Raw genomic sequence first — 24,117 nt, 5'->3', positions numbered from 1 at the left:
TCCGTTTGCAGGGGGCATGGGAGCAACAATCACGCCACCCTACACTGTATTGCCACGGGAAATCGCTCGAACCCAGGCAGGCCAAACCGGGCCAAGCCTTGCAACAATCATGAATTCGCGGGAGCCGAAAATGCGCGCTAAGCCATGGAATCCGTTCTTCGCCGCAGCCCTCCTGGCCACCTCATGGGGGATGGCGGCGCCGGCACTGGCCGATGATCGGGTCAGTCTGATGGTGTTCGACGCCTCGGGGTCGATGTGGGCCCGACTCGAGGATGACAAGTCGCGTATCGAGGTTGCCCGGGAGGTCATTGATGAGTTCGCCGAGAGCCGCGATTCCAGCGTGCCTTTCGGGCTCGTGGCTTACGGGCATACCCGGCGCGGTGACTGCGACGACATCGAATCGGTGCTCCCGCTGGGAACCTACGAGGGCGGCGAAATTTCCCGGACCGTTCGGGAGCTCAATCCGCAGGGCATGACGCCGCTGACGGACGCCATGGCAATGGCCCGTGAACAGATTCCGCTTACTGCAGAAGCGGCCGACATCATCCTGGTGACCGACGGGTTGGAAAATTGCGGTGGCGACCCCTGTGCGCTGGCGGCCGAGATGGCAGCAGAGGGGATCAACATCCGTGCCCATGTGGTTGGCTTTGCGCTCGAGGAGGAGGCCGTGCAGACCCTCTCCTGCGTGCCGGAGCAGACCGGTGGACAGCTGTTCACTACCCAGTCCGGGGCTGAGCTCAGCAAGGCCCTCAACGAGCTTTCCATCCCCGTACCCAGCAAGATCCGCGTGCAGCTGCGTGCGCTTGATGAGCGCAGCCCCGAGGAGCATGTCCGGCTCGTAGAGTGGGATGTTGCCAGCGATGCAGGCGAGGAAGCCTATGCCGGACGCAGTCGGGGCATTATCGACCTCGAGCTGATGCCCGGCGGCTACAGTGTCGAAGCTGAAGCCGATAGCTTTGCCGGAGCCGCCGAGTTCGAGATCACCCCGCAGACCGATGACCCCATCGACATCATGATGGCCAAGACACAGGCCACGCTGATGCTGCGTGCCGAGGAGGCCGACACCGGGGCAGAGCTGACAGGCGTGGACTGGACCCTACTCGATGTCACCACCGAGTCGACGCTGGAGTTGCATAGCGATCAAGCGGGCTTCACGCCGTTGCATCTCGAACCTGGCGAATATCGTGTGATCGCCGAGCGCGGCAAGATGAGCGGCGAGGGCCATGTGACCGCCACGCTTGACGAGGATCGCGACGTCGTCATCGCCCTCGAGCGGGACATCCCAGACGCTGCCATCTATGCGCCCGACAGCGCACCGGCCGGCTCCACGGTAGAGGTCAGCTGGGACGGCCCGGAAGAGGAGCGCGATTTTATCGCCGTGGTGGAGCCGGGAGCCCCCGAGGGCGCATCGGGACATTCGCGCCGTGCCAGCAGCCGGGTCCGCGGCAATGAAACGGTATCCATCCAGATGCCCGACGCCCTCGGCATCTTCGAGCTGCGCTACGTGCATCGCGAAAGCGAAGCGACGCTGGCGAGTCACGACATCGAGCTGATGCCCGTGGAGGCCTCGGTCTCGGCCCCCGAGGAAGTCGGCACCGGAGCACAGTTTGAAGTGGAGTGGGAAGGCCCGGTCAACCGCAACGACTACATCGCCATTGTCGCGGCGGGTGCGCCGGATGACGACACCGGCCATGGGCGCCGCGCCACCTCTCGCGTATCGGAGAGCGGTGAGCCGGTCACCCTGCAGGCACCGGATGCCCTGGGCCCCCACGAGGTGCGCTACGTGATTCGCGACAGCCGTCGCGTGCTCGCTTCCCAGGAAGTGACGCTGACCCCCGTGGAAGCCTCGGTCTCGGCCCCCGAGGAAGTCGGCGCCGGAGCACAGTTTGAAGTGGAGTGGGAAGGCCCGGTCAACCGCAACGACTATATCGCCATTGTCGCGGCGGGTGCGCCGGATGACGACACCGGCCATGGGCGCCGCGCCACCTCTCGCGTATCGGAGAGCGGTGAGCCGGTCACCCTGCAAGCACCGGATGCCCTGGGCCCCCACGAGGTGCGCTACGTGATTCGCGACAGCCGTCGCGTGCTCGCCGCCCAGGAACTGACCCTGACACCGGTGGCGGCGTCGCTCGAAGCCCCCGACACCGTGCTTCCGGGCGCGGATTTCGAGGTGCACTGGGAGGGGCCGCAGAACCGCCGGGACTACATCGCCATCGTGGCGCCGGATGCCCCCGAGGGCGATAGCGGCGATAGTCGCAGCGCCAGCAGCCGCGCCGCCGGCGACAGCGTGACCCTCACCGCCCCCGACAGCGAGGGAGACTACGAGATACGCTACGTCATTAACGACTCGGACCGCACCCTGGCGGCCATTCCCATCCGCGTGGGGGGCACCGATGTCACTCTGACGATAGAAGCCCCCGTGGAAGCCGGCGGCGTCGTGGAAGTCAGTTTTTCCGGCCCTGGGCGCTTTGAAGACCTCATCGAGATCGTGGAATCCGGCGCCGACCCGGGCGATGATGCGGTGCGGGATGCACGTGCCTCTCAAGGCAGCCCGGTTCAGCTCTTTGCACCGTCCGCGGCGGGTAGCTACGAAATCCGCTACCGGGCCACGGACAGCGGTGATGTGCTTGCCACCACCCCGCTGGAGGTGCAGTAAGCCTCATGGGCACAGGTGGATTGCTGGGCGCGTTCCCGACTACCGTCACCTTATGCAGACGAGTATCATCGGTCGCCGCCTTTCAACATCTGGAGCGCCCATGCCGACTCTGCACTGCATCGTTCACCGCATCGACAAGGAGGCCATCGAGCGGCCAGCTACCCTGACGCTTGCCAAGGCGGAGCTGGCCGACTCGGAGCCTCTGGAAAGCCTGGTGGTGGGGCTGCATGACACCCTCAATGCCAAGCCCAAGGCGTGGGGCTACTTCGGCTCGACCGAGGATCAGGACGCTACCGCGGCGGTTTTCGCCGGCGAGCTGGACGACTATCTAGCGCAGCGCCGAGATTTCGTCGACCTGACCCAGCGCCTGTCGCAGCGCCTTCTCCAGGTGGTCGATGCCCACCTGTCGATGTCCGGTCACCTGCTGGTGGCCCACACCCGGCTGGGTGACACCGAGTACCTGAGCCTAGCGCTCTTGCACCACCGCAGCGGCCTGCAGATCGACCCCGCGCTGCAGATCGCACCGGCCTTCCAGCTCAACCTAAGCCAGCCGAGCCTGGCGCTGCGCATCAACCTGAGCCAATGGCAGGGCGAACCGAGTTCCCGGCAGTACATTACCTTCCTGCGCGACCGGGGCGGCCGCAAGCTGGCCGATGACCTCGCCGTCAGCCTGGGGATCGAGGAAGGCGTGGACGCCCCGAGCGAGACCCGCACCCTGCTCAAGGCATTCAGTGACTACGTGGCCCACGAGGAGCTGGCCGAAGCACAGAGCCGCGAGAAGACCGAGGCGCTGATCGACTACGCCAACGACCAGGCCGGCCGCGGCGAGCCGATGACCCTGGAGGCGCTCTCCGAGGTGCTCGACGAGCAGCAGCCGAAGGCCTTCTACGACCATATTCGCAACGCCGACTACGGGCTCTCCCCGGAGATTCCGCCCGACAAGCGCACCCTCAACCAGTTTCGCCGCTTTACCGGTCGTGCCGGCGGCGTCTCGATCAGCTTTGACTCCCATCTGCTGGGCTCGAGCATCGAGTATGACGCCTCCCAGGACCGCCTGATCATCAAACAGGTGCCCAAGCAGCTCCGCGAGCAGCTCAAGGGACGACAGGATTGACGCCATGCCCTCAGGACTAGGCCCCTCACCCTTTCGCCTCAGCAAAAGCCACGTAATGAACTGATAAATAAGCTCATTCTTGCGCAATCTGCCTCTTCTTGCCGACACTGTCAGGCACATGGATACTTCGGTAAGCGGCAGCCAGCACACACGCGCGTCTCAGTATTTTTCAGCCTATCCCGCATAGCGCCGCCAGCTTACACCCAAGATAGGGAAGCAGGGCGATCCTATGACGTCCCGTTCGTCCTGTATTTCAAGGAGTGTGGCGCATGGCAGCTAGCCCGACTGATACAGCCGATACCAGGACAGACTCTGTCCTGGACTGGCGAGCACAGTTTCGTGACGCAGCGCTTGAGGCCCTCTATCGGCGCACCATGCAGTCCCATGATGCCTGCCAGATGCGCATCGCTTTATCCGTGGTCGCCGCGCTCTTCCTCGCCTTCAGCCTCAGCGACTACAGCCTGGTCGGTTTCGACGCTCCCTTTCTGACGCTACTGGCGATGCGCTTCACGGTGGCAGCCGTCTGCCTGCTGGCGGCCTGGTCGGTTTGGAGCCGCCCGGCTCTGGCCCACCGTGCCCTGCCGGTCAACCTAGTCTGCCTGGTAGGCATCAGCGGCCTGCTGCTGACGATCCCGCTGAAGTCTGAAAGCACCGGCATTCATCTCGCCTCAATGGTAGTCGCCAGCATGGTGCTCTACCTCTTCGTACCCAACCGTCTGCCGTGGATTCTCGGGTGGAATGCCTACCTGTTCACCGGCTTTATTATCGCCACCTGGCTGTGGGTGACCGTGCCGCCGGGCATGATGGCCACGAGCCTGCTGCTGCTAGGCTTCGTCAACCTGCTTGGCTGGCTGACCCTGACCCGCCTAAGCCGCCTGCAGCGCGAGCAGTTCGCTTCCCTGCTGGAGGAGCGCGAAGCCAATCGCCAGCTGCATGTGGAGATCGCCGAGCGCACCCAGCTCGAGGAGCAGCTGCGCCAGATGGCCAGCATCGATGACCTGACCGGCATCGCCAACCGACGCCACTTCTTCGAACTGGCCGAGCGGGAGCTGCGGCGGGCACGCCGCGACGACTCGCCTCTGGCCATCTGCATGGTCGATATCGACCTGTTCAAGCGCCTCAATGACCGCCACGGCCACGCGGTGGGCGATCGCGTGCTGACCGCGGTGGCGGCCTGCTGTCAGTCGGTGCTGCGCGAAACCGACATCATCGGTCGCTACGGCGGCGAGGAGTTCGTGATCGCCCTGCCCCAAGCCAACCTGCATACCGCCAGCGCCATTGCCGAGCGGCTCCGCGACAAGGTCTCAAGGCTCTCTCTGCCGATGGTCGACGATGCGGTGCGCCTATCGGTGACCGTTGGCATTAGCCTGGTCGAGAAGGATGAGGTACGACTCGACGGCGCCTTGCAGCGGGCGGACAAGGCGCTCTACGAAGGCAAGGCCCGCGGCCGCAACTGCGTTGTAGTCTCTCGCCAGGATCCACCGCTATCGGCCGTGACCTCCTGACGACCACACCCCGCTCATTTCCACGCTTGCCGAGGCCTTCGACCCTCCGCGGTCGTTTCCGTCGCCTCTCCGGCACATGGCCCTCGGGCGCCCGGCACGATACGCTGCCGGTGATGATCCTTCGTTCCCGAGAGGCACCGACTCCATGACGCATCCCGACCCGAGGGTGCTGCTGCGCTTGCTCACCCTGCTGCGTCCCTACCGCCTGCAGCTGCTGCTGGCCGCCATCGCCCTGCTGACGGCCTCCGGAAGCGTGCTGCTGCTGGGTCAGGGGTTGCGCCTGGTGATCGACCAGGGGTTTCTCGCCGAAGACCTCGCTCAGCTCAACCAGACGCTGCTGGGAATGTTCGGCGTGGTGGCCCTGCTGGCCAGCGCCGCGGCACTTCGCTATTACCTGGTCACCTGGATTGGCGAACGGCTCGCCGCGGACCTGCGTCGCCGAGTCTTCGACCATCTGCTCGACCTCGAGCCGGGCTTCTTCGAGAGTTCGGACCACACGGATCGCGGTCCCGGCGAGATCACCTCGCGGTTGACCGCCGATACCAGCGTACTGCAGACCCTGTTCGGCTCCTCGATCTCGCTGGCGCTGCGCAACCTGGTGATGCTGCTCGGCGCGGTAGCACTGATGCTGGTGACCCAGCCGTGGCTCTCGGCCCTGGTACTGCTGGGCATTCCCGCAACGGTGTTGCCCATCCTGTGGTTCGGGCGGCGCGTGCGCCGGCTCTCCCGATCCAGCCAGGACCGGGTCGCCGAGCTGGGCCGCTACGCCGGGGAAGCGCTATCGGGCATCCGCACGGTGCAGGCCTTCAACCACGAGGCCGTCGACCGCCGCTGCTACGGCGAACGCGTCGAAGATGCCTTCGCCACGGCTGTGATCCGCACCCGCCAGCGCGCCTGGCTGACGGCGGTCGCCATGCTGGCGGTGTTCGCGGCCGTTGGCCTGATGCTGTGGCAGGGCGGGCATGCCGTGCTGGCCGGCACCATGACCGCCGGCGAGCTCTCGGCCTTCGTCTTCTATGCGGTGCTGGCCGCCGGCGCCGTGGCCACCCTGGCCGAGGTGGCAGGCGATGTGCAGCGCGCTGCCGGTGCCGCCGAGCGGCTGCTGGAGCTGCTCGATACGCGCCCCACCATTCAAGCACCGGCCACGCCGCGGACGCTGCCCAGCCCGCTGCGCGGGGAGATCCACCTGGAACAGCTGAGCTTCACCTACCCGGGGCGCGAACAGCCCGCGCTGGCGGGGCTCGACCTGCACATCCGTTCCGGGGAGCGGGTCGCACTGGTCGGCCCCTCGGGCGCCGGCAAGAGCACCCTGCTTACCCTGCTGCTGCGCTTCCACGACCCGGACACCGGTCGAATACGCCTGGACGGCATCGACCTGCGTGATCTCGACCCTCAGGCCCTGCGTGCCGTGATGGGCCTGGTGGCCCAGGAGCCGGTGCTGTTCACCGGCACCGTTGCCGAGAATCTGCGCTACGGCAAGGCCGACGCCACCTTGGACGAGCTGCGCGGCGCGGCTCGCGACGCCAACGCCCTGGACTTCATCGAGGCGCTTCCCCTGGGGTTCGACACATCGCTGGGACCGAGCGGCGTGCAGCTCTCCGGCGGTCAACGCCAGCGCCTGGCGATCGCCCGGGCCCTGCTCAAGGACCCGCGGGTACTGCTGCTGGACGAGGCGACCAGCGCCCTGGACGCCGAGAGCGAGCGTCAAGTGCAACAGGCGCTGAACCGACTCATGGAAGCACGCACCAGCCTGGTGATCGCCCACCGCCTGGCCACGGTGATCGCCGCCGACCGCCTGCTGGTATTCGATCAGGGGCGGCTGGTGGCCACCGGCCAGCATCGCGAGCTGCTCGAGACCAGCCCGCTCTATCGCCATCTCGCTGACCTGCAGTTCGGCCAGACAGAGGTCTCACCTGCAAATGCCTGAACCGGCAACGGACGACAGGATTGGTGGAAATGCTTTCCATGCCGCATGCTATGTCCTTTCATCCATCCTGGAGACTCGCACATGACTTCCCCCCGCCTCGGTTTTATTGGTATCGGCTTGATGGGCGATCCCATGACACGGCGCCTGCTTAACGCCGGCTTCGAGGTCACCGTTTGGAATCGCTCACCGGACAAGGCCGCAGGCGTGGTGGCCGCCGGTGCACGTCAGGCCCATAGCATTGCGGAGCTGGTCGACGCCGTGGACGTGGTGATGCTGTGCCTGGCCAATACCGCCGTGGTCGAGGACGTCGTCTTCGGCGCCTACGGGGTGGCTGCCCATGGCCGCGCCGACCAGCGGCTGATCGACTTCTCCAGCAGCGACCCGTCTGCCACCCGGGACTTCGCCGCCCGGCTTGGGGAGAACTGCGGCATGTCCTGGATTGACTGCCCGGTCTCCGGAGGCGTCGCCGGCGCCGAGGCGGGCAGCCTGGCGATCATGTGCGGCGGCGAGCATACCGACCTGGAGGCGATCCGCCCGCTGCTGGCGCCCCTGGCCGCGCGGGTGACCCATATGGGCCCGGTGGGCGCCGGCCAGGTCACCAAGGTCTGCAACCAGATGATCGTCGGCTGCCAGTCGGCAGTGATCGCCGAGATGGTGGCGCTGGCGGAGGCCAGCGGCGTGGAGGCCGGCCGGCTCGCCAACGCCCTGGCCGGTGGCTTCGCCGACTCCAAGCCCTTTCAGATCCTCACCCCGCGCATGGCGGCGAGCGACTTCGCCGACCCGCCCTGGCACCTGCGTACCCTGCTCAAGGACCTGGACATGGCCGTGGCTCAGAGCCAGCGCGCCGGTAGTGCCACCCCCATGAGCGCCCTCGCCGCCCAGCTGATGCGCACCCATGCCAACCGCGGACACGCCGAGCACGACCCGGCGATTCTGGTGGAGGCGTATCGCCGTAGGCCATGACGCCGGAATGGAGGAAATGGGAGACATGACCATTTGTCCCCCGCCCCACCCTTCCGTACACTTGTTTGACTTCCCCTACACGATGCTAACTGCCGAGGCATGACCATGGCTTTCGATTCGACCTCTACCTATGTGGCTACCGATGCCTTGAAGCAGGCGGTGAACGCCGCCGTGACCCTGGAGCGCCCGCTGCTGATCAAGGGCGAGCCGGGCACCGGCAAAACCCTGCTGGCCGAGGAGCTGGCGGCATCGCTCGGCACCCGGCTGCTCACCTGGCATATCAAGTCCAGTACCAAGGCGGCCCAGGGCCTCTACGAGTACGACGCGGTAAGCCGACTACGCGACTCCCAGCTGGGCGTGGAGGGCGTGGAGAACGTCGCCAACTACATCAAGCCCGGCAAGCTGTGGGAGGCTTTCACCGCCGACGAGCGCGTAGTGCTGCTGATCGACGAGATCGACAAGGCCGACATCGAATTCCCCAATGACCTGCTCCAGGAGCTGGATCGCATGGAATTCCATGTCTACGAGACCGGCGAGACCATCACCGCCAAGCATCGGCCGATCATCGTGATCACCTCCAACAACGAGAAGGAGCTGCCGGACGCCTTCCTGCGCCGCTGTTTCTTCCACTACATCGAGTTCCCCGACCGCGAGACCATGGCCGCCATCGTCGATGTCCACTTCCCCGATATTGCCCCGAAACTGGTGGGCGAAGCGCTGGAGGTATTCTTCGAACTGCGCCAGGCCCCGGGGCTGAAGAAGAAGCCCTCCACCTCGGAGCTGGTGGACTGGCTCAAGCTGCTGATGGCCGACGACCTGGCCCGGGAGGCGCTCTACCAGCGCGACCCGGTGAAGGCCATCCCACCGCTGGCCGGGGCACTCGTCAAGAACGAGCAGGATACGCAGCTCCTGGAACGCCTGGCCTTCATGCTGCGTCGTCAGGGCAACCAGAGGCGCTGAGCCATGTTCATCGGCCTGTTCGAAACGCTGAAGCGCGCCGGGGTGCCGGTGTCGCTACGCGAACTGCTCGACCTACACGCGGTGGTGGAACGCGGCGTGGTATTCGCCGACATGGAGGCCTTCTATCGGCTGGCGCGCACCGTCATGGTCAAGGATGAGCGCCACTTCGACCGCTTCGATCGCGCCTTCGCCGCCTGGTTCGAGGGGCTCGAGAACCTCGACGCCGCCATTGAGGCGCTGATTCCCGACGATTGGCTGCGCCGGGAGTTCGAGAATCAGCTCTCCGAGGAGGAGAAGGCGAAGATCGAGTCGCTGGGCGGCCTCGAGAAACTGATCGAGACCTTCAAGCAGCGGCTAGAGGAGCAGCAGGAGCGCCACGCTGGCGGCAACAAATGGATCGGTACCGGCGGCACCAGCCCCTTCGGCGCCTACGGCTACAACCCCGAGGGGATCCGCATCGGCCAGGAGGGCTCACGCCATCGCCGGGCGGTGAAGGTATGGGACGAGCGGCGCTTCCGCGACTACGATGATTCGCTGGAGCTGGGTACCCGCAATATCAAGATGGCGCTGCGCCGGCTTCGCAAGTTTGCCCGCCAGGGGGCGGCGGAAGAGTTCGACGTGGACGCCACCATCCGCGAGACCGCCCGGGACGCCGGCCTGCTCAACGTGCAGATGCGCCCGGAGCGCCATAACGCCGTTAAAGTGCTGCTGTTGCTCGACGTGGGCGGCTCCATGGACGACCACATCCGCACCTGCGAAGAGCTGTTCTCGGCGGCACGCTCGGAGTTCAAGCACCTGGAGCCCTACTACTTCCACAACTGCCTCTATGAGGGGCTGTGGCGACACAATGCCCGGCGCTTCGACGAACGCATCCCCACCCTGGACGTGCTGCACACCTACGGCGACGACTACCAGGTGGTGATCGTTGGCGACGCCGCTATGTCACCCTATGAAATCACCCACCCGGGCGGCAGCGTCGAGCACTTCAACGACGAGGCCGGCGCGGTATGGCTCAAGCGCCTTGTGGAGAAGTTCCCACGCCTGGCCTGGCTCAACCCCATGCCACCGCGGGCGTGGGAATTCACCCACTCCACTCAGCTGATCCGCCAGCTGATCGACGACCGCATGTATCCCATGACCCTGGAGGGGCTGGAGAACGCCATGCGGGTGCTGGCTCGCTGAACACTAATAGCCCTGCAGGGCGATAATGAAAAAATATAGCCCTTAAGGGTTATTTGGTTGCCAAATAGCCTTTTTCGGCTATGATGAAGTCGACCCTCCCCGGAGCGCTTGCCATGACCCAGCGAATCGCCGTGCTGACCGGAGATGTGATCGACTCTCGCAAGGTCGAGGATCGTCAGCGGCTCTATGCACTGCTGGACCAAACCCTGGCCGGGCTGTCCGCCCGGCATGGCGGACGCAGCGAACGCTTCCGCGGCGATGGTTTTCAACTGGCCCTCCCCAGGGCCGCCACCGCCATGGAGGTGGCGATCGCCCTGCGTGCGGCTCTGATCGAGAATTCCGAGGCTGACCAACGCTGGGACGCGCGCATTGCGATGGCGATCGGGCCGGCAACCTGGCCGGAGAACGGCCGGCTTGCCACGGCGGACAGCGAACCCTTCGTGCGGTCCGGCCATGAACTGGATACATTGAGCGAGGGCAGCTCGCACCTGGTGCTGGCGCTGCTCGACGAAACGGACGATGGCAGCCTGGCCTTGCTGACCCGCTACCTGGACGACATGGTGGCCAATTGGTCGCGCTACTCGGCCGAGGTGGTCAGGCTAAGCCTGGAGAGCGAGACCTCCCAGCAGGCCATGGCCGAGCGGCTCGGCATTCGCCAGCCCAGCGTACACAAGCGCCTGCGGGCGGCGCGCTGGCCGCTGCTGGCCGACACCCTGGCCCATTTCGAGGCTCGCCTGGCCACCGGAGACGAATGCCCATGACGCCCGTCGACACCGCGCCGCTCTCCCTGTTGATGGCGCTGGTATTGGCTCACCTGGTGGGCGATTTCCTGCTGCAGCCGTATCACTGGGTCGTGGACCGCGAGCGGCACAAGCAGCACTCGCGCCACCTGCTGCATCATGTGCTGGTACACGGGGCGCTGACGCTGGCGGTGCTGGCCGCCGCCAGTCTGGCCATGACCGGCACGCCGGGGCTGGCGCTGTCCCTGGCCGGGGCTCTGGCGGTGGCGGGCAGCCACTGGCTGATCGACCTGGGCAAGGCGCACCTGCCGCCTGGCAAGCTGCGCTGGTTCCTGCTCGACCAAGGGCTGCATCTGCTGGTGCTGGGCGCCCTCTGGCTGGCATGGATCGCCAGCCTGACACCGCTTGTCACGCTTGCGGCCTGGCTGACCTCGCCACCGGTGCTCGGCGTGGCGGTCGCCTATCTGGTGGTCACCCGCCCCTTTGCCTTCGCCATCGCCATGGTGATGCAGCACTGGAGCCATGAGATCGAGGACCGGGACACCCTGGCCCGGGCCGGTGCGCGTATCGGCATGCTGGAGCGGGTGGTGGTGCTTACCCTAGTGCTGCTCGACCAGCTCACCGCGGTGGGTTTCCTGCTGGCGGCGAAGTCGGTGCTGCGCTACGGCGACCTGCGCGAATCCCGGGATCGCAAGCTCACCGAGTATGTACTGCTGGGCACCCTGATCAGCGTGGCCTCGACCCTGATCCTGGGCCTGACCCTCAGACTGCTGATACTGGACACGATGGGCTGACCTGCCCCAGCCTCCGTTGCCCAGGCACGCCCTGGTACCAGGCTCAGGCGCCGGAGACCGCGCCAGGCAGGTAGTGGATGACGTCATGAAAACGCAGGGGCCCCTCGCCCAGGTTGCGCATCACATGATGGCGGTCGGCATGGAAGCGCAGCCCCGCCCCGGGGGCCAGGCGCTGCTCCTCTTCGCCTTCCAGGGTCAGCCCCAGGGTGCCTTCCACCACCACGATATGCTCCACCACCCCTCGGGCATGGGGCGACGACTCGCTCACCGCCCCCGGGGCCAGCTCGATCTCGAACATCTCGAAGCCCAGCAAGGGGTCGAAGGGAAAGAGCACCCGAGCCTGCATGCCCACGGCGTCGCGCCCCCAGCGGGTCTCCCCCGCCGGCCCCTCCTCGGCATCGGTTCCCGGTGGGGCGAACAGCGACGAAAAGGAGACCGAGAAGCCGCTGGCGATCTTCCAGAGCGTCGATACCGTGGGGCTCGACTCGCCCCGCTCGATCTGTCCCAGCATCGCCTTGCTGACCCCGGTGGCCCGGGCCGCGCGATCGAGGCTCCAGCCCCGCGCCTTGCGCAGGCCGCGCAGCCGGGTGGCGATATGATTGGCGATCTCCTGCATCAGAGCCTCCAGTGAGATTTATTCCCATTGTGCGCTATGGCGCACAATGCTAGAGTGCCGGCATTGTACGCTATAACGCACAACCCGGGGAGAGGCCCCGCGTCAGGAGACATCGGCCATGCAACCGCAGACTCAGGTATTCGAGGCATCACGCCGCTCGCCATGGCGCGATCTCAGCCCCTCCACCGTCACCGCCGGCCTGGTGGCGGTGCTGGTGGGTTATGGCAGCTCGGCGGTGATCATCTTCCAGGCCGCCGAGGCGGCGGGCGCCAGCCAGGCAGAGATTGGCTCCTGGCTCTGGGCGCTGGGCATCGGCATGGGCCTCACCTCCCTGGGCCTGTCGTTGCGCTACCGCATGCCGGTACTCACCGCCTGGTCGACCCCCGGGGCCGCCCTGCTGGCCACCAGCCTGCCCGGCATGCCCATGGAAGAGGCCATCGGCGCCTTTCTCTTCTCGGCGGCGCTGATCACCCTGTGCGGCGTTACCGGCCTGTTCGGCGCCCTGGTCAAGCGCATTCCCCCGACCCTGGCCGCGGCGATGCTGGCCGGGGTACTGCTGCGCTTCGGCATCGACCTCTTCGCCACCTTCGAGAGCCAGTGGCTGCTGCCCCTGGCCATGCTGCTCGCCTATGCCCTGGGCCGGCGTTTCCTGCCCCGCTACGCCATCGTGCTGGTGCTGCTCACCGGGGTGGTGGTCACCGCCGCCCAGGGGCAGCTGCAACTGGACGGCATCGCCCTGGCCCCGACCCTGCCGGTCTTCACGGCGCCAAGCTTTTCGCTCTCGACCCTGATCGGCGTGGGCATCCCGCTCTTCGTGGTGACCATGGCCACCCAGAACCTGCCCGGCATCACGGTACTGCGGGCCGCCGGCTACCCGGCTCCCAGCTCGCCGCTGATCGGCTGGACCGGCGCCACCACCCTGGTGCTGGCGCCCTTCGGCGGCTTCGCCCTCAACCTGGCGGCGATCAGCGCCGCGGTCTGCCTGGGCCGCGAGGCCCACGAGGACCCGGCCCGGCGCTATACCGCCGGGGTCGCCGCCGGCGCCGGCTACCTGCTGCTGGGGGTCTTCGGCGCCACCGTCACCGCCCTGTTCGCCGCCTTTCCCAGCGAGCTGGTAATGGCCCTGGCCGGCCTGGCCCTACTGGGCACCATCGGCAACGGCCTGGCCGGCGCCATGGCCGAACCCGAGCAGCGCGACGCCGCCCTGGTCACCTGTCTGTTCACCGCCTCCGGGGTCACCCTGCTGGGCATCGGCGCCGCCTTCTGGGGCCTGCTGGCGGGAATGGCCATGCTGGGGCTGCATGCCTGGCGGCGCTAGGGCCTAACGCCGCGTCGTCGGGAGAATTGGCGACGCTAGCGCGGCCTGCTAGGGTTCGGGCATTTCACCGGCCGCAGAGAGGCGTCATGACCGGGCTGACCTTGACCACCCGCCGGGGGCCGGCCATCGCCCCCCACCTGGAGGCCCTCGCCGGGCTGCGCATCCGGGTGTTCCGCGACTTTCCCTACCTCTACGATGGCGATCCCGCCTACGAGGCCGCCTACCTGGGGCGCTACGCCGAGAACCCGGCCAGCCTCTTCGTGCTGGCCTTCGACGGCGAGACCCTGGTGGGCGCCGCCACCGGCCAACCATTGAGCGACGAGGTGGCGGAATTCCGCGCCCCCTTCGCCGCCGCCGGCATCACCCCGGAAACGGTCTTCTACTACGGCGAGTCGCTGCTGCTACCCGAGTATCGGGGCCGCGGCATCGGCAAGGCCTTTATGGCCGAGCGGGAGGCCCATGCCCGGGACGCGAGCTTCTCCCTCGCCGCCTTCTGTGCCGTGGAGCGGCCCGAGGATCACCCCCGCCGGCCCACCGACTATGAGCCGCTGCACGGTTTCTGGCGCTCCCGGGGGTACGAGCGCCACCCAGAGTTCGCCACCACCTTCGCCTGGAAGGATCTCGGCGAGGCCAGCGAGAGTGACAAGCCCATGGTCTTCTGGCTCAAGGAAGTGATCCCATGACGCTCTTGGCGGCCGGCATGGTGACCGACAACGGGCGGCGGAGCGGGAATGGCTGGGGTTACAGGACGTCGTCCCCGGGCAAGGCTTCCCCTGCCAGGCGGTCGGCGTCATCAATGCCCGCCATGCGCACCATCGCCAGTGCCTCGTCGAGGCTATCGACCGCGGCCACCTGGAGCGCCTCGCTATCGAGGTCCACCGGCTTGCCCGTCTGCTCGCTGAGCAGTTGCTCAAGGGTCGCCACGTCCATGCCATCATCGAGCCGCAAGGTATCCACCTGAGCCCGGGTGTGGCCGCTGGGCAGGTAAAGGGTACCGCTGGAGAAGTCGATGGCGTAGGCGACCACACCGGGCACGATAAAGAACAGCAGGCCAACGCCATCGGCGATGGCCATCGCCGGGTCGCTGTGTCCGCTCACCCGCCCCTTGCCTTCAGGTTGGACAGCCGCACCGCAGGCCACCAGCATACTGATCGAGGCACCTACCACCAGGGGGCGCAAGGCGCGGTGAAACCAGGGCATACTGGCTGAGCTCATGGCAAAGAGGTCTCCGTTGGGTCAAGGGTCCTCGTCCGGCACCGAGGGGACGAAATCGCCAAAGCGTATCATAGCCCGCGTTCATACGAGCGTTTTCCCGTTCCACGGGTCTTCGTTTCCAGGCGCGTTTTGCCGCCGCTACAGCTTGGCCGTACAATGCCTCAACCGCGGCCACCCCAGGCCACACCCGATGTCAGATCGCGAGGAATTGCCGGAGCCATGCGCGCCACTCAACTGTTGATCGCCACCCTCAAGGAAACGCCCGCCGATGCCGAAGTGATCAGCCACCAGCTGATGCTGCGCGCCGGCATGATCCGTCGCCTCACCTCAGGTCTCTACACCTGGCTGCCGGTTGGCCTGCGCACGCTGCGCAAGGTGGAGCGGATCGTGCGGGAGGAGATGGACCGCGCCGGCGCCCAGGAAGTCTTGATGCCAGCCGTTCAGCCCGCGGAGCTATGGCAGGAGTCGGGACGCTGGGAGCAGTATGGACCGGAGCTGCTGCGTCTCAAGGATCGCCACCAGCGCGACTACTGTGTGGGGCCAACCCATGAAGAGGTGATCACCGATCTGATGCGCCGGGAGCTGGCCAGCTACAAGCAGTTGCCGGCCAACTTCTACCAGATCCAGACCAAGTTTCGCGACGAGATCCGCCCCCGCTTCGGGGTGATGCGCGCCCGCGAGTTCATCATGAAGGACGCCTACTCCTTCCACCTGGACCAGGCCTCCCTGAAGGAGACCTACCAGGCGATGTATGACGCCTACTCGCGCATCTTCACTCGCCTGGGCCTGGACTTTCGTCCGGTGCTCGCCGATACCGGCGCCATCGGCGGCGACAACTCCCACGAGTTCCATGTGCTGGCGAAGTCCGGCGAGGACGATATCGCCTTCTCCAGCGAGTCCGACTATGCCGCCAACGTCGAGAAGGCCGAGGCCCTGCCGGCGCCGCTGGGGACCACCCCCGAACGCCCCGCTCCCAGCGAGGAGCTGCGCTTGGTCGATACGCCAGACGCCAAGACCATCGCCGCCCTGGTGGAACAGCACGGCCTCCCCATCGAGAAGACCATCAAGACGCTGATGGTGCACGGCAACGAGGGCGGCCTGGTGGCACTGCTGGTGCGCGGCGACCACGAACTCAACACCGTCAAGGCCGAGCACCTGCCCGAGGTGGCCTCGCCGCTGGTCATGGCCACGGAAGAGGAGATTCGTGGTGCGGTGGGCGCCGGCCCCGGCTCCCTGGGCCCGGTGGGGCTCGATATGCCGATCGTCATCGACCGCAGCGTGGCACTGATGAGCGACTTCGGCGCCGGCGCCAACGTCGACGGTAAGCACTACTTCGGCATCAACTGGGAGCGCGACACGACGCTACCCAAGGTCGCCGACCTGCGCAACGTGGTGGAAGGCGACCCCTCGCCCGATGGCCAGGGCACCCTCTCCATCCGGCGCGGCATCGAGGTGGGCCACGTTTTCCAACTGGGCACGAAATATTCGGAAGCGATGAATGCCACGGTCCTCGACGACAGCGGCAAGGGCACCCACCCCTGGATGGGCTGCTACGGTATCGGGGTGACCCGGGTCGTCGCCGCTGCCATCGAGCAAAACCATGACGCTGCCGGCATCATCTGGCCCGACGCCATTGCCCCCTTCGAGATCGCGCTGGTGCCGATGAACGCCCACAAGTCGCAGCGGGTGCGCGAAGCGTCTGAAACGCTCTACCAGTCGCTCAGCGCCGCCGGCTTCGACGTGCTGCTGGACGACCGCGACCTGCGCCCGGGCGTCAAGTTTGCCGATCAGGAGCTGATGGGCATTCCCCACCGCCTGGTGATCGGCGATCGCGGCCTGGACAAGGGCGAGCTGGAGTACAAGGGACGTCGTGACAGTGATGCCACCATGGTGCCGGCCGAGCGCATTCAGGACTTCCTGGTCGAAGCGCTGGGCCGCTAGCCGAGGCGTCGCCGCGCTCGCGGCGGCCCTCTGGCTGACCCCACAGGCCGGCGCTCAGGGCGACGGGGAGAAGATTGCTGGCGCGCTGCCGGCCTCGCTCCCCACCGACCCGAGCGCGCGGCAGGTCCGTGATGCCCCCGCATCCCTGCGCCGAACCCTGGACGAGCTGCACGGCGCCCGCCTGCCGGCCGCCGAGATCTGGGCCGCCCGCCAGTGGATGAACGACATGGCCCCTAGCCTGGCGCGCTTCGTCGATGACCAGGCGCTGCGCGACGCCCTGCTGCACCGCATCTACCACGAGGCGCGACTCGCCGGGCTACCGCCAGAGATTGTACTGGCGGTGATCGAGGTGGAGAGCGCCTTTCGCCCCGACGCCGTCTCTTCCGCCGGTGCGGTGGGGCTGATGCAGATCATGCCGTTCTGGATCCGCGAGCTGGGGCGGCCCGCCGACGAGCTCCAGGATCCGTGGCTCAACCTGCGCTATGGCACCACCATCCTCGCCCACTACCTGGCGGTTGAGCGCGGCGACCTGACCCGAGCGCTGGCCCGCTACAACGGCAGCCGCGGCCAGACCTGGTATCCGGAACGCGTGATGGACGCCTGGACACGGCACTGGCGGCAGTCGCCCACAGGTGGTCGCGTCCTGGTCGCCGATTAGGCGTTGCCGGCGGCCGCTTCGATCACCGCCAGCTCCCAGCCGTTGCGTCCCTTGCCCTTGACCCGATACAGCGCCTGATCGGCGGCGGCATAGCCCAGGGCAAAACCCGACTCGCCGGCGATGAAGCGCGCTGCGCCGATGCTCAGGGTGACGCGCTGCGCATGGGGGTGGGTCGGATGGTCGAGGGCCGCCTCGCCCACCTGCTCGGTCAGTCTCTGGCAGTACACTTCCAGGGCGGCGTTGTCACGGCAGTCCAGCAGCGCGGCGAACTCGTCGCCTCCCATGCGATAGAGCCGCGCCTGCCCGGCCAGGGAGTCGTCGATCAGCATGGCCAGGCGACGCAGCAACTGGTCGCCGTCGGGATGTCCCAGGGCATCGTTGTACTGCTTGAAGAAATCGATATCGATCAGCAGCAGCCCCACTGGACGCCCCTCCCGCTGTAGGATCGCCTCATGCAGCGCACTGCGGTTGCCCACGCCGGTCAGCGGATCGAGCATGGCCCGGGACATCCACCTCAGGCTTTCTTGCGTCGCCTGTTCGGCGCTTCGCCGCTGGCGCTCGTGCATCCACCAAAAGACGATCCCCAGCACATAGATGAGCAGACTGCCGAGCAGCACCAGGGTCTGGTGACGCCGAGTTTCCTCGACAAACTGATTGGTTGCCAGGCCACGACGGTCGAGCTGCCCCATCTCGATCTCGGTGAGGCAGCCGATCGGAGCCAACAGGCGATGATTGAGCTCGGCCGGGGTCGGCACCTCGCCGGCCTGCAGCCGCTGCCCCAGGCGGTCAAGCCGGGCAAGACTGGGCTCGGTGCAGGCATACTCGCGGCGATACAGGCCGATATCGAAAAGGCTGTAGGCGAGCTCGAGACGGAACAGAGCCCGTTCGAGGCTGGTCGGCTCGTCGGCCTCCTCGAGCAGCAGGCCGAGGCTCTCTTGCAGATACCCTCGGGAGCGCGTGGCCAGTTGCTGACCGGTCAAGTTGCCGGACTGGCTGAAGTAGGCATGAATCTCGGGATGCACCCAGCGCGTTTCGTAGGTGATCAGCAGAATCAGGGCCGTGAAGCTCATCAGGCTGAGCCATAGCCAGCCCACATGCCGCCGCCACGGCAGGGCGGGTTTCACGGCACCGCCTCGATGCTGCGGATCATCCACACCCAATCGTTGAAGTTGCGCAGATTGGCAGGATCGCGATCACCGTAGTCGCGCTCGACGAGGCGCAGCGGGCCGCGATTACGAAGCCCCAGCGCCTCGCCATCGTGATGGGTGACAAGAATCCAGTTGGGATCGTCCCATCCGCCCAGCGTCACCTCATAGTCGTCCCAGGCGGTGAAGGCCAGCCGCTCCGGCACTGCGCCGTATTCGGCTTCGAGAAAATCGCGGAACACCAGGCCGCGCACCTCGATCTCCTCGGCCTCGTAGGGGTCGAAGAAATGGAAACGCTGATCGGCGCGTTCACGCAGGTCGTCGATGGCGATCGACGTTGACCGCTCTCCCTGCTGCTTTAGGACCAGATGGTCGGGGCTGGCCAGGGCGGCGGTGGTAAGCCAAAGGCTTGCACCCGCAATGAGCCCGGCGAGAAGGCGGACACCCCTATGACATGATGACAACATGCCTCGTTCCCTCTGCGTCGTTTATTGGTAATATTGTATGGAGCAGAGTCTACCACGAAAAAAAGCCGACCCAACCGGGCCGGCTACTGGGGGGAAGATCCCCCCTCCCCTGACGACTTGCTATGCCGCTGCTTCAGTGTTTCTTCTTGCGGTGATCCCGCACGATGAACCCGACCCAGCCGGCAAGAAATGCGATCATCATGGCGACGGTGACCAAGCCGAAAATTACTGCGTCATCCCAGTACATGGTGTGCTCTCCCCGTCTCCGATGCGATGACTGCACTGTAGCCCGGGATCGGCAAAGAAAAACTGACCTGCATCAAATTTGCTTCTGGGATGGCATCGGGGCGGCGGCGAAACTGACTCAAGTCAATTTTATAGCGCTTCCACTGACGACTATGGGGCCGCATCGGGCGTGGCCGACGCCAGCGGGTGGCCCTGGGTCAGCTCCTCAGGGCGCGCCTCGCGCACCGACAGCACCGACAGCCGGTAGCTCAGGGTGTGTCCCGCCAGGGGGTGATTGGTATCGGCCAGAACGCTCTCCTCGTGCACCTCGAGGAGGGTGACGATCTCAGGCCCATCCTCCCCCGGGGTCTGGAAACGCATGCCGGGCGAGAGGGCCTCGCCCGGGAAGGCGCTACGGCTGAGTCGCTGCACCAGCGCCTCGTCGCGCTGGCCATAGGCCTCGGCGGGCTGCAAGGTCACGCTGAGCTCGGCACCGACCTCGCGTCCCTCCAAGGCCCGCTCCAGGCCGGCCATAATGTTGGCATGGCCGTGCAGATACTCCAGGGGCCTGCCTCGCGCCCGGGAGTCATCGAGCACCTGGCCCTGTTCGTCGCTGAGCTCGTAGTGCAGGGTCACGACCCGCTGCGGGGCGATTATCATGAAGGTCTCCTCTGATAGGGATAGGACGGATGACGTCAGCGCTGGGCGCGCAGGTGCGCCACGGGCATCTCCAGCCGCTGCTGGCGGTGCAGAAGACTGAGCAGCACGACGGCTCGTTCATCACCCTTGTGGCTGGCAAAGACTGCCTGAAGGTCCTTGAAAGGCCCCTCGGTGATCTCAACGGTCTCGCCGGCACGAAAATAGACGTTGGCGCCGTCTCCGTCGCTGCCATGCTGGCGAAGCGTCTCGATCAGGGCGTCATCCACCGGCAGCGGACGGTCGCCGAAGGTGACGATCTTGAGCACACCGCGGGTAGAGCGGATCGGCCGCCAGTTGCTGGCCAGGCGATCCAAACGAATGAACAGGTAGTGGGGAAACAGCGGCTCGCTCACCCACAGCAGCTTGCCCCGCCGCTTCTTCTGCACCTCCAGGATCGGATGAAACAGCTCGTAGTCCTGGTTACCCAGATTCTCTGCCGCGCGAAAGGTCTCTCCTCCCTTGCACTGGACCACGTACCAGCGCGGCAGGCCGTCGTCATCGAGATCGCTGGGGAGGCACTGGGAATCGCTCATGACGGGCTCCTACCTAGTCGGGATATCCTGCTGGAATCGATGGCGCTGCTCTGCAACAATCGATCGGCCGTCGCCTGGCCACTCGCCGTGTCGGCTGCAAGGTAATTCTATCATCTCTGTCAGGCAGCGGCCGGCCAGCTGCCAGGAGCGACTTAGCGCATGACCTTCCCTACCGTCCATCGCAGCTGGCGTGATGCCCTGGCGATCTACCTGCGCGCCCCGGTCATCACCATGCTGTTTCTGGGCTTTTCCGCCGGCCTGCCGTTTCTGCTGGTGTTCTCGACCCTCTCGGCCTGGCTGCGCAGCGATGGCGTGGAAGTCGCCGCCATCGGCTTTTTTTCCTGGATCGGCATCCTCTACTCGATCAAGTTCTTCTGGGCCCCGGTGGTCGACCGCCTGGCGCTGCCGCTGTTGACTCGCACGCTAGGGCAGCGCCGCGGCTGGATGCTGACCGCCCAGGCCATGATCGCCACCGGGCTGGTCGCCCTGGCCAGTCTCGACCCGACACAGAACCTGCTGCTGGTGGCCGTCTTCGCCCTGCTGGTCGCCTTCGGGTCGGCCACACAAGACATCGCCATCGATGCCTTCCGCATCGAGTCCGCCCCGGACGACATGCAGGCCGCCATGGCCTCGACCTATATCATCGGCTATCGCGGCGGGTTGCTGGCAGCCGGCGCCGGCGCTCTCTATGTGGCCTCGGCGATCTCCTGGGAGGCGGCCTACCTGACCATGGCAGGCCTGGTCGGAATCGGGGTCATCACCGTGCTGCTCCGTCCGGAGCCGGCTCGTCTGTCGCTCAATACCCAGCTGATCCATGAGCCCCGGGTACGCGCCTTCCTGCGCGCCAGCCGCGGCAAGCCGCGCCATCTGCGACGGCTAGGGGCCTGGCTGATCGGCGCGGTGGTCTGCCCCTTCACCGATTTCTTCACCCGTCACAAGCTCAAGGCGCTGTGGCTGCTGGTATTCATCGCGATCTTTCGCATCAGCGACCTGGCCATGGCCTCCATGGCCAATCCGCTCTATATCGACCTGGGCTTCTCACTGGCCACCATCGCCAATGTCACTAATGTCTTCGGCATCGCCATGAGCATCAGCGGGGGCATCCTGGGCGGACTGCTGGTCGCCCGCTACGGCATCGGGCCGATTCTGGTACTGGGCGCCGCGGCGGCGACTCTCACCAACCTGCTGTTCGCCGCCCTGGCCCTGGCCGGCCAGAGCCTGCCGATGCTGGTCATGGCCATCGTCGGTGACAACCTCGCCAACGGCCTGGCCAGCGCGGTGTTCATCGCCTTTCTGTCGAGCCTGACCTCCAAGGCCTACACCGCTACCCAGTACGCGCTGTTCTCGTCGCTGATGACCCTGCCGGGCAAGTTCCTCAGCGGCTTCGGCGGCCTGGTAGTGGCGGCCGAAGGCTATGCCACCTTCTTCGTGATCGCCACCGCGCTGGGGCTGCCGGCCATCGCCCTGGCCATCTGGATCAGCCGCGACCGGGAACTGGTGCCGCCGCCGGCGCCGCGCACCGCTTGAGAGCGAGCTGGACGCCCGACGGCTCGCGATCAGTCGGCCTGCTGCGCCTGCAGCCAGGCCAGCGCGCCAGGGGTGGCGCGCCACTGGTCGCGCATCAGGGTGCGGTACTGCCAGGCCTCGGCACGCGAGCCCGGCTCGGCCACGCCGTCCTGGGCCGACGCCACCGGACGCGGGTTTTCGGCGCAGAGCATCGCCAGAGCGTGGGCGTTGTGACGCGCCACCTCCGCCAGGACCACCTCTGCCTCCTCGCGGCGTCCCAGGCGATAGAGGGCGAGCGCACGCCCCATCAGCATGCCCAGCACCGGCGTCTGGCCGCCATGGGTTTCGGTCATGGCCAGGGCCTCCTGATCGCGCCCCTCCCGCAGCAGTTGGTCGAGCACTAGCTCCTGCAGACCCAAACTGTCCTGGTCGTCCAGCGACAGCAGGCGCTCGGCCAGCAGCCGGGAGCGCTCACGCGCGCCGCGCTCCATGCCCACCACCAGCGCCAGCCCGGTGCGCAGCAGTACCGCGTTGTCCGCGCTGTCCCACAGGAAGGGGCCGTCACCCTCACCGCGAATCCGCACCAGCCAACGCTCCAGCCGGTCGGCCAGGGGTTCGAACAGGCTCGGCGACATCCACGGCAGGCTGCCGAAACGACTGGTCAATGCCAGCGCCAAGGACTGCACCACCCGCGGCGAATCGAGCCATTCGGGATGGGCGCAGAGCTCACGCAGCCAGGCCCCCGCCTGGAGCCAGGGATCGGTCTCGAATCCCAGCGCGCTCTCCTCGTCCACGGCCGCCTCGAAATGCACCTGAAAGGCGGCAAATAGCGTGTCCTCGCGAGCGGTGCTGTGATACTCGAGCTCTCCTTGCGAGGTATGGCGAATATCCAGCCCGGGGGCCGGGGGCAGCTCGGCAAGCAGCGCCTGCAGGGCCGCCAGGGGTTCGGCCAGATCCTCCTCGGCGTTGAGCAGCTGGTCGGCCAGGGTGGCGCCGGGATTCTCGGCCAAGTCGGCGAGGAACTGCAGTTGATCCGGATCCAGCTCGCCCTGGCGAGCCAGACGACGGAACCAGAAGCGCGCCCGCTCGGCGGCTTCCTGTTCATGACCTTCATGAAGCAGCAGCATGGCTTCGATATACGCCAGGGTGGGCGAATCGGGCAGCGCCTGCTGGGCGCGCACGAAGGCGGCCCGGGCGCTGTCCAGGTCATCGCTGTCGAGATGCATCAGGCAGAGCCGCTCTAGCGCCACGCCGCGCAGGAACAGCGGCCCTCGTTCCAGCACCTCGTCGAGCAGCTCGGCACGCTTGCGGGTGAAACCGCGTTCCTGGTAGAGGTCGATCAGCAGTTCGAAGGCCGGCTCCGCCTGAACCGGCAGGCGCGACCAGTCGGCGCGCTGGAACAGCGACTCGAGAATCTGCTGGGCGCGCCCGCGCTGACCGGTCTCGGCGGCGATCAGTCCGGCCTCGAGCAGCGCCTGGGCCGGTGCACGACCACTCTCCAGCGCCGCCTTGAGGGTCGGCCCCTTCCAGTCACGCAGCGACAGCATCCACATCAGGTGGCCTGGCACCTCGCCGGGCAAGGTCACCGCGCCGCAGCAGTGCTTGGTCTTGCGCCCCGAGTCGCACCAGCAGGGCTCGTTACGCCCGGGACGCGCCAGCGGCTCGCAGGCGAAGCCGGCACGCTCCAGCGGGGTCTGGCACCACAGCTCCGGTGCCAGCGCCTGGGCCAGGGGCAGGTCGTTGCCCAGCTGGGCGGCCCCCTCGTCCCGGGCCCAGGCCATCAGCGTCGGATAGTGCTCGTCTTCGCGGATCGCCTCCAGGGCCCCCGAGGCAAAGCCCAGCAACTGTTCCACCCATACTGCCAGCATCGCCGCCTCCGCAAACCCGAAAACGCCACAGTCTAACAGCCCCGTCACGCTCTGGGCAGGCGCGCTCAGTCCCCTAGGAGCCTGT

22 protein-coding genes are annotated in these 24,117 nt (G+C 66.7%); 14 read left to right on the top strand and 8 right to left on the bottom strand.

The window, feature by feature from the left end; genetic code table 11:
* Positions 1-130: 130 nt before the first annotated feature.
* From ACZIYR_RS07220 to ACZIYR_RS07180, 9 genes are all read left to right on the top strand, one after another.
* Positions 131-2,656 (top strand): vWA domain-containing protein, encoded by a 2,526-nt coding sequence (locus ACZIYR_RS07220; protein WP_483528712.1) that lies wholly within the window; start codon positions 131-133, stop codon positions 2,654-2,656.
* A gap of 100 nt (positions 2,657-2,756) precedes the next feature.
* Positions 2,757-3,770 carry a nucleoid-associated protein YejK gene (yejK, locus tag ACZIYR_RS07215; RefSeq protein ID WP_483528711.1) on the top strand — a complete coding sequence of 338 codons (1,014 nt, stop codon included), beginning with the start codon at positions 2,757-2,759 and terminating at the stop codon, positions 3,768-3,770.
* A 374-nt stretch (positions 3,771-4,144) separates the two neighbouring features.
* Complete coding sequence (locus ACZIYR_RS07210) at positions 4,145-5,275, top strand: GGDEF domain-containing protein (protein WP_473033080.1); 1,131 nt, start codon at positions 4,145-4,147, stop codon at positions 5,273-5,275.
* Positions 5,276-5,420: 145 nt separating this feature from the next.
* Positions 5,421-7,202 (top strand): ABC transporter transmembrane domain-containing protein, encoded by a 1,782-nt coding sequence (locus ACZIYR_RS07205; RefSeq protein ID WP_483528710.1) that lies wholly within the window; start codon positions 5,421-5,423, stop codon positions 7,200-7,202.
* 81 nt (positions 7,203-7,283) lie between these two features.
* Positions 7,284-8,165 (top strand): NAD(P)-dependent oxidoreductase, encoded by an 882-nt coding sequence (locus ACZIYR_RS07200; protein WP_483528709.1) that lies wholly within the window; start codon positions 7,284-7,286, stop codon positions 8,163-8,165.
* Between the two features lie 105 nt (positions 8,166-8,270).
* A complete protein-coding gene (locus ACZIYR_RS07195; protein ID WP_473033077.1) occupies positions 8,271-9,125 on the top strand; it encodes an AAA family ATPase in 855 nt (284 codons plus the stop codon).
* Between the two features lie 3 nt (positions 9,126-9,128).
* Positions 9,129-10,307 carry a vWA domain-containing protein gene (locus ACZIYR_RS07190; protein ID WP_473033076.1) on the top strand — a complete coding sequence of 393 codons (1,179 nt, stop codon included), beginning with the start codon at positions 9,129-9,131 and terminating at the stop codon, positions 10,305-10,307.
* A gap of 113 nt (positions 10,308-10,420) precedes the next feature.
* Entirely contained in the window at positions 10,421-11,068 is a 648-nt protein-coding gene (locus tag ACZIYR_RS07185; RefSeq protein ID WP_473033075.1) for a hypothetical protein, read from the top strand.
* The gene (locus ACZIYR_RS07180) at positions 11,065-11,841 is read left to right on the top strand and encodes a DUF3307 domain-containing protein (protein WP_473033074.1); all 777 of its coding nucleotides are present in this window, start codon (positions 11,065-11,067) and stop codon (positions 11,839-11,841) included. Before ACZIYR_RS07185 ends, ACZIYR_RS07180 begins: the two co-directional genes overlap by 4 nt.
* Before the next feature lie 43 nt (positions 11,842-11,884).
* Here ACZIYR_RS07180 and ACZIYR_RS07175 read toward each other — a convergent pair whose 3' ends face one another.
* Positions 11,885-12,457 (bottom strand): helix-turn-helix domain-containing protein, encoded by a 573-nt coding sequence (locus ACZIYR_RS07175; RefSeq protein WP_483528708.1) that lies wholly within the window; start codon positions 12,455-12,457, stop codon positions 11,885-11,887.
* A gap of 118 nt (positions 12,458-12,575) precedes the next feature.
* Between ACZIYR_RS07175 and ACZIYR_RS07170 the strand changes: the two genes are divergently transcribed.
* Both ACZIYR_RS07170 and ACZIYR_RS07165 read left to right on the top strand, forming a co-directional pair.
* Positions 12,576-13,775 (top strand): benzoate/H(+) symporter BenE family transporter, encoded by a 1,200-nt coding sequence (locus tag ACZIYR_RS07170; RefSeq protein WP_483528707.1) that lies wholly within the window; start codon positions 12,576-12,578, stop codon positions 13,773-13,775.
* 86 nt (positions 13,776-13,861) lie between these two features.
* The gene (locus ACZIYR_RS07165; RefSeq protein ID WP_483528706.1) at positions 13,862-14,458 is read left to right on the top strand and encodes a GNAT family N-acetyltransferase; all 597 of its coding nucleotides are present in this window, start codon (positions 13,862-13,864) and stop codon (positions 14,456-14,458) included.
* Between the two features lie 58 nt (positions 14,459-14,516).
* Here ACZIYR_RS07165 and ACZIYR_RS07160 read toward each other — a convergent pair whose 3' ends face one another.
* The gene (locus tag ACZIYR_RS07160; protein ID WP_473033070.1) at positions 14,517-14,990 is read right to left on the bottom strand and encodes a hypothetical protein; all 474 of its coding nucleotides are present in this window, start codon (positions 14,988-14,990) and stop codon (positions 14,517-14,519) included.
* A gap of 219 nt (positions 14,991-15,209) precedes the next feature.
* On the opposite strand from ACZIYR_RS07160, the gene ACZIYR_RS07155 reads away from it, so the two are divergent.
* Both ACZIYR_RS07155 and ACZIYR_RS07150 read left to right on the top strand, forming a co-directional pair.
* Positions 15,210-16,931, top strand: coding sequence for a proline--tRNA ligase (locus ACZIYR_RS07155; protein ID WP_483528705.1), 1,722 nt, complete (start codon positions 15,210-15,212; stop codon positions 16,929-16,931).
* The gene (locus ACZIYR_RS07150) at positions 16,870-17,589 is read left to right on the top strand and encodes a lytic transglycosylase domain-containing protein (RefSeq protein ID WP_483528704.1); all 720 of its coding nucleotides are present in this window, start codon (positions 16,870-16,872) and stop codon (positions 17,587-17,589) included. The genes ACZIYR_RS07155 and ACZIYR_RS07150 overlap by 62 nt, the downstream gene beginning before the upstream one ends.
* Here the strand turns inward: ACZIYR_RS07150 and ACZIYR_RS07145 are convergent.
* The 5 genes from ACZIYR_RS07145 to rfaH form a co-directional block, all read right to left on the bottom strand.
* A complete protein-coding gene (locus ACZIYR_RS07145) occupies positions 17,586-18,713 on the bottom strand; it encodes a GGDEF domain-containing protein (protein WP_483528703.1) in 1,128 nt (375 codons plus the stop codon). The genes ACZIYR_RS07150 and ACZIYR_RS07145 overlap by 4 nt on opposite strands.
* Positions 18,710-19,201, bottom strand: coding sequence for a hypothetical protein (locus tag ACZIYR_RS07140; protein WP_483528702.1), 492 nt, complete (start codon positions 19,199-19,201; stop codon positions 18,710-18,712). The genes ACZIYR_RS07145 and ACZIYR_RS07140 overlap by 4 nt, the downstream gene beginning before the upstream one ends.
* Before the next feature lie 133 nt (positions 19,202-19,334).
* A complete protein-coding gene (gene ccoM, locus ACZIYR_RS07135) occupies positions 19,335-19,448 on the bottom strand; it encodes a cytochrome c oxidase subunit CcoM (RefSeq protein WP_309674856.1) in 114 nt (37 codons plus the stop codon).
* Between the two features lie 149 nt (positions 19,449-19,597).
* Positions 19,598-20,086 carry an FKBP-type peptidyl-prolyl cis-trans isomerase gene (locus ACZIYR_RS07130; RefSeq protein ID WP_483528701.1) on the bottom strand — a complete coding sequence of 163 codons (489 nt, stop codon included), beginning with the start codon at positions 20,084-20,086 and terminating at the stop codon, positions 19,598-19,600.
* Between the two features lie 35 nt (positions 20,087-20,121).
* Positions 20,122-20,658, bottom strand: a complete 537-nt coding sequence (gene rfaH / locus ACZIYR_RS07125; RefSeq protein ID WP_483528700.1) for a transcription/translation regulatory transformer protein RfaH — start codon at positions 20,656-20,658, stop codon at positions 20,122-20,124.
* Positions 20,659-20,817: 159 nt separating this feature from the next.
* On the opposite strand from rfaH, the gene ACZIYR_RS07120 reads away from it, so the two are divergent.
* Entirely contained in the window at positions 20,818-22,185 is a 1,368-nt protein-coding gene (locus tag ACZIYR_RS07120; protein ID WP_473033065.1) for an AmpG family muropeptide MFS transporter, read from the top strand.
* Between the two features lie 29 nt (positions 22,186-22,214).
* Here ACZIYR_RS07120 and ACZIYR_RS07115 read toward each other — a convergent pair whose 3' ends face one another.
* On the bottom strand, positions 22,215-24,032 hold the full coding sequence (locus tag ACZIYR_RS07115) for an SEC-C metal-binding domain-containing protein (RefSeq protein WP_483528699.1): 1,818 nt from the start codon (positions 24,030-24,032) through the stop codon (positions 22,215-22,217).
* Positions 24,033-24,117 lie beyond the last annotated feature (85 nt).

Source organism: Billgrantia sp. NRB1, assembly GCF_056921725.1.
Note: the sequence above shows the minus strand (reverse complement) of the source record. Positions and strands in the feature narration are given on the sequence as shown.

Excerpts from the sequence above, each read along its gene's own strand:
- ACZIYR_RS07220 (WP_483528712.1), top strand. The coding sequence starts at position 131 with ATGCGCGCTAAGCCATGGAATCCGTTCTTCGCCGCAGCCCTCCTGGCC.
- yejK (WP_483528711.1), top strand. The coding sequence starts at position 2,757 with ATGCCGACTCTGCACTGCATCGTTCACCGCATCGACAAGGAGGCCATC.
- ACZIYR_RS07210 (WP_473033080.1), top strand. The coding sequence starts at position 4,145 with ATGCAGTCCCATGATGCCTGCCAGATGCGCATCGCTTTATCCGTGGTC.
- ACZIYR_RS07205 (WP_483528710.1), top strand. The coding sequence starts at position 5,421 with ATGACGCATCCCGACCCGAGGGTGCTGCTGCGCTTGCTCACCCTGCTG.
- ACZIYR_RS07200 (WP_483528709.1), top strand. The coding sequence starts at position 7,284 with ATGACTTCCCCCCGCCTCGGTTTTATTGGTATCGGCTTGATGGGCGAT.
- ACZIYR_RS07195 (WP_473033077.1), top strand. The coding sequence starts at position 8,271 with ATGGCTTTCGATTCGACCTCTACCTATGTGGCTACCGATGCCTTGAAG.
- ACZIYR_RS07190 (WP_473033076.1), top strand. The coding sequence starts at position 9,129 with ATGTTCATCGGCCTGTTCGAAACGCTGAAGCGCGCCGGGGTGCCGGTG.
- ACZIYR_RS07185 (WP_473033075.1), top strand. The coding sequence starts at position 10,421 with ATGACCCAGCGAATCGCCGTGCTGACCGGAGATGTGATCGACTCTCGC.
- ACZIYR_RS07180 (WP_473033074.1), top strand. The coding sequence starts at position 11,065 with ATGACGCCCGTCGACACCGCGCCGCTCTCCCTGTTGATGGCGCTGGTA.
- ACZIYR_RS07175 (WP_483528708.1), bottom strand. The coding sequence starts at position 12,457 with ATGCAGGAGATCGCCAATCATATCGCCACCCGGCTGCGCGGCCTGCGC.
- ACZIYR_RS07170 (WP_483528707.1), top strand. The coding sequence starts at position 12,576 with ATGCAACCGCAGACTCAGGTATTCGAGGCATCACGCCGCTCGCCATGG.
- ACZIYR_RS07165 (WP_483528706.1), top strand. The coding sequence starts at position 13,862 with ATGACCGGGCTGACCTTGACCACCCGCCGGGGGCCGGCCATCGCCCCC.
- ACZIYR_RS07160 (WP_473033070.1), bottom strand. The coding sequence starts at position 14,990 with ATGAGCTCAGCCAGTATGCCCTGGTTTCACCGCGCCTTGCGCCCCCTG.
- ACZIYR_RS07155 (WP_483528705.1), top strand. The coding sequence starts at position 15,210 with ATGCGCGCCACTCAACTGTTGATCGCCACCCTCAAGGAAACGCCCGCC.
- ACZIYR_RS07150 (WP_483528704.1), top strand. The coding sequence starts at position 16,870 with ATGCCACCATGGTGCCGGCCGAGCGCATTCAGGACTTCCTGGTCGAAG.
- ACZIYR_RS07140 (WP_483528702.1), bottom strand. The coding sequence starts at position 19,201 with ATGTTGTCATCATGTCATAGGGGTGTCCGCCTTCTCGCCGGGCTCATT.
- ccoM (WP_309674856.1), bottom strand. The coding sequence starts at position 19,448 with ATGTACTGGGATGACGCAGTAATTTTCGGCTTGGTCACCGTCGCCATG.
- ACZIYR_RS07130 (WP_483528701.1), bottom strand. The coding sequence starts at position 20,086 with ATGATAATCGCCCCGCAGCGGGTCGTGACCCTGCACTACGAGCTCAGC.
- rfaH (WP_483528700.1), bottom strand. The coding sequence starts at position 20,658 with ATGAGCGATTCCCAGTGCCTCCCCAGCGATCTCGATGACGACGGCCTG.
- ACZIYR_RS07120 (WP_473033065.1), top strand. The coding sequence starts at position 20,818 with ATGACCTTCCCTACCGTCCATCGCAGCTGGCGTGATGCCCTGGCGATC.
- ACZIYR_RS07115 (WP_483528699.1), bottom strand. The coding sequence starts at position 24,032 with ATGCTGGCAGTATGGGTGGAACAGTTGCTGGGCTTTGCCTCGGGGGCC.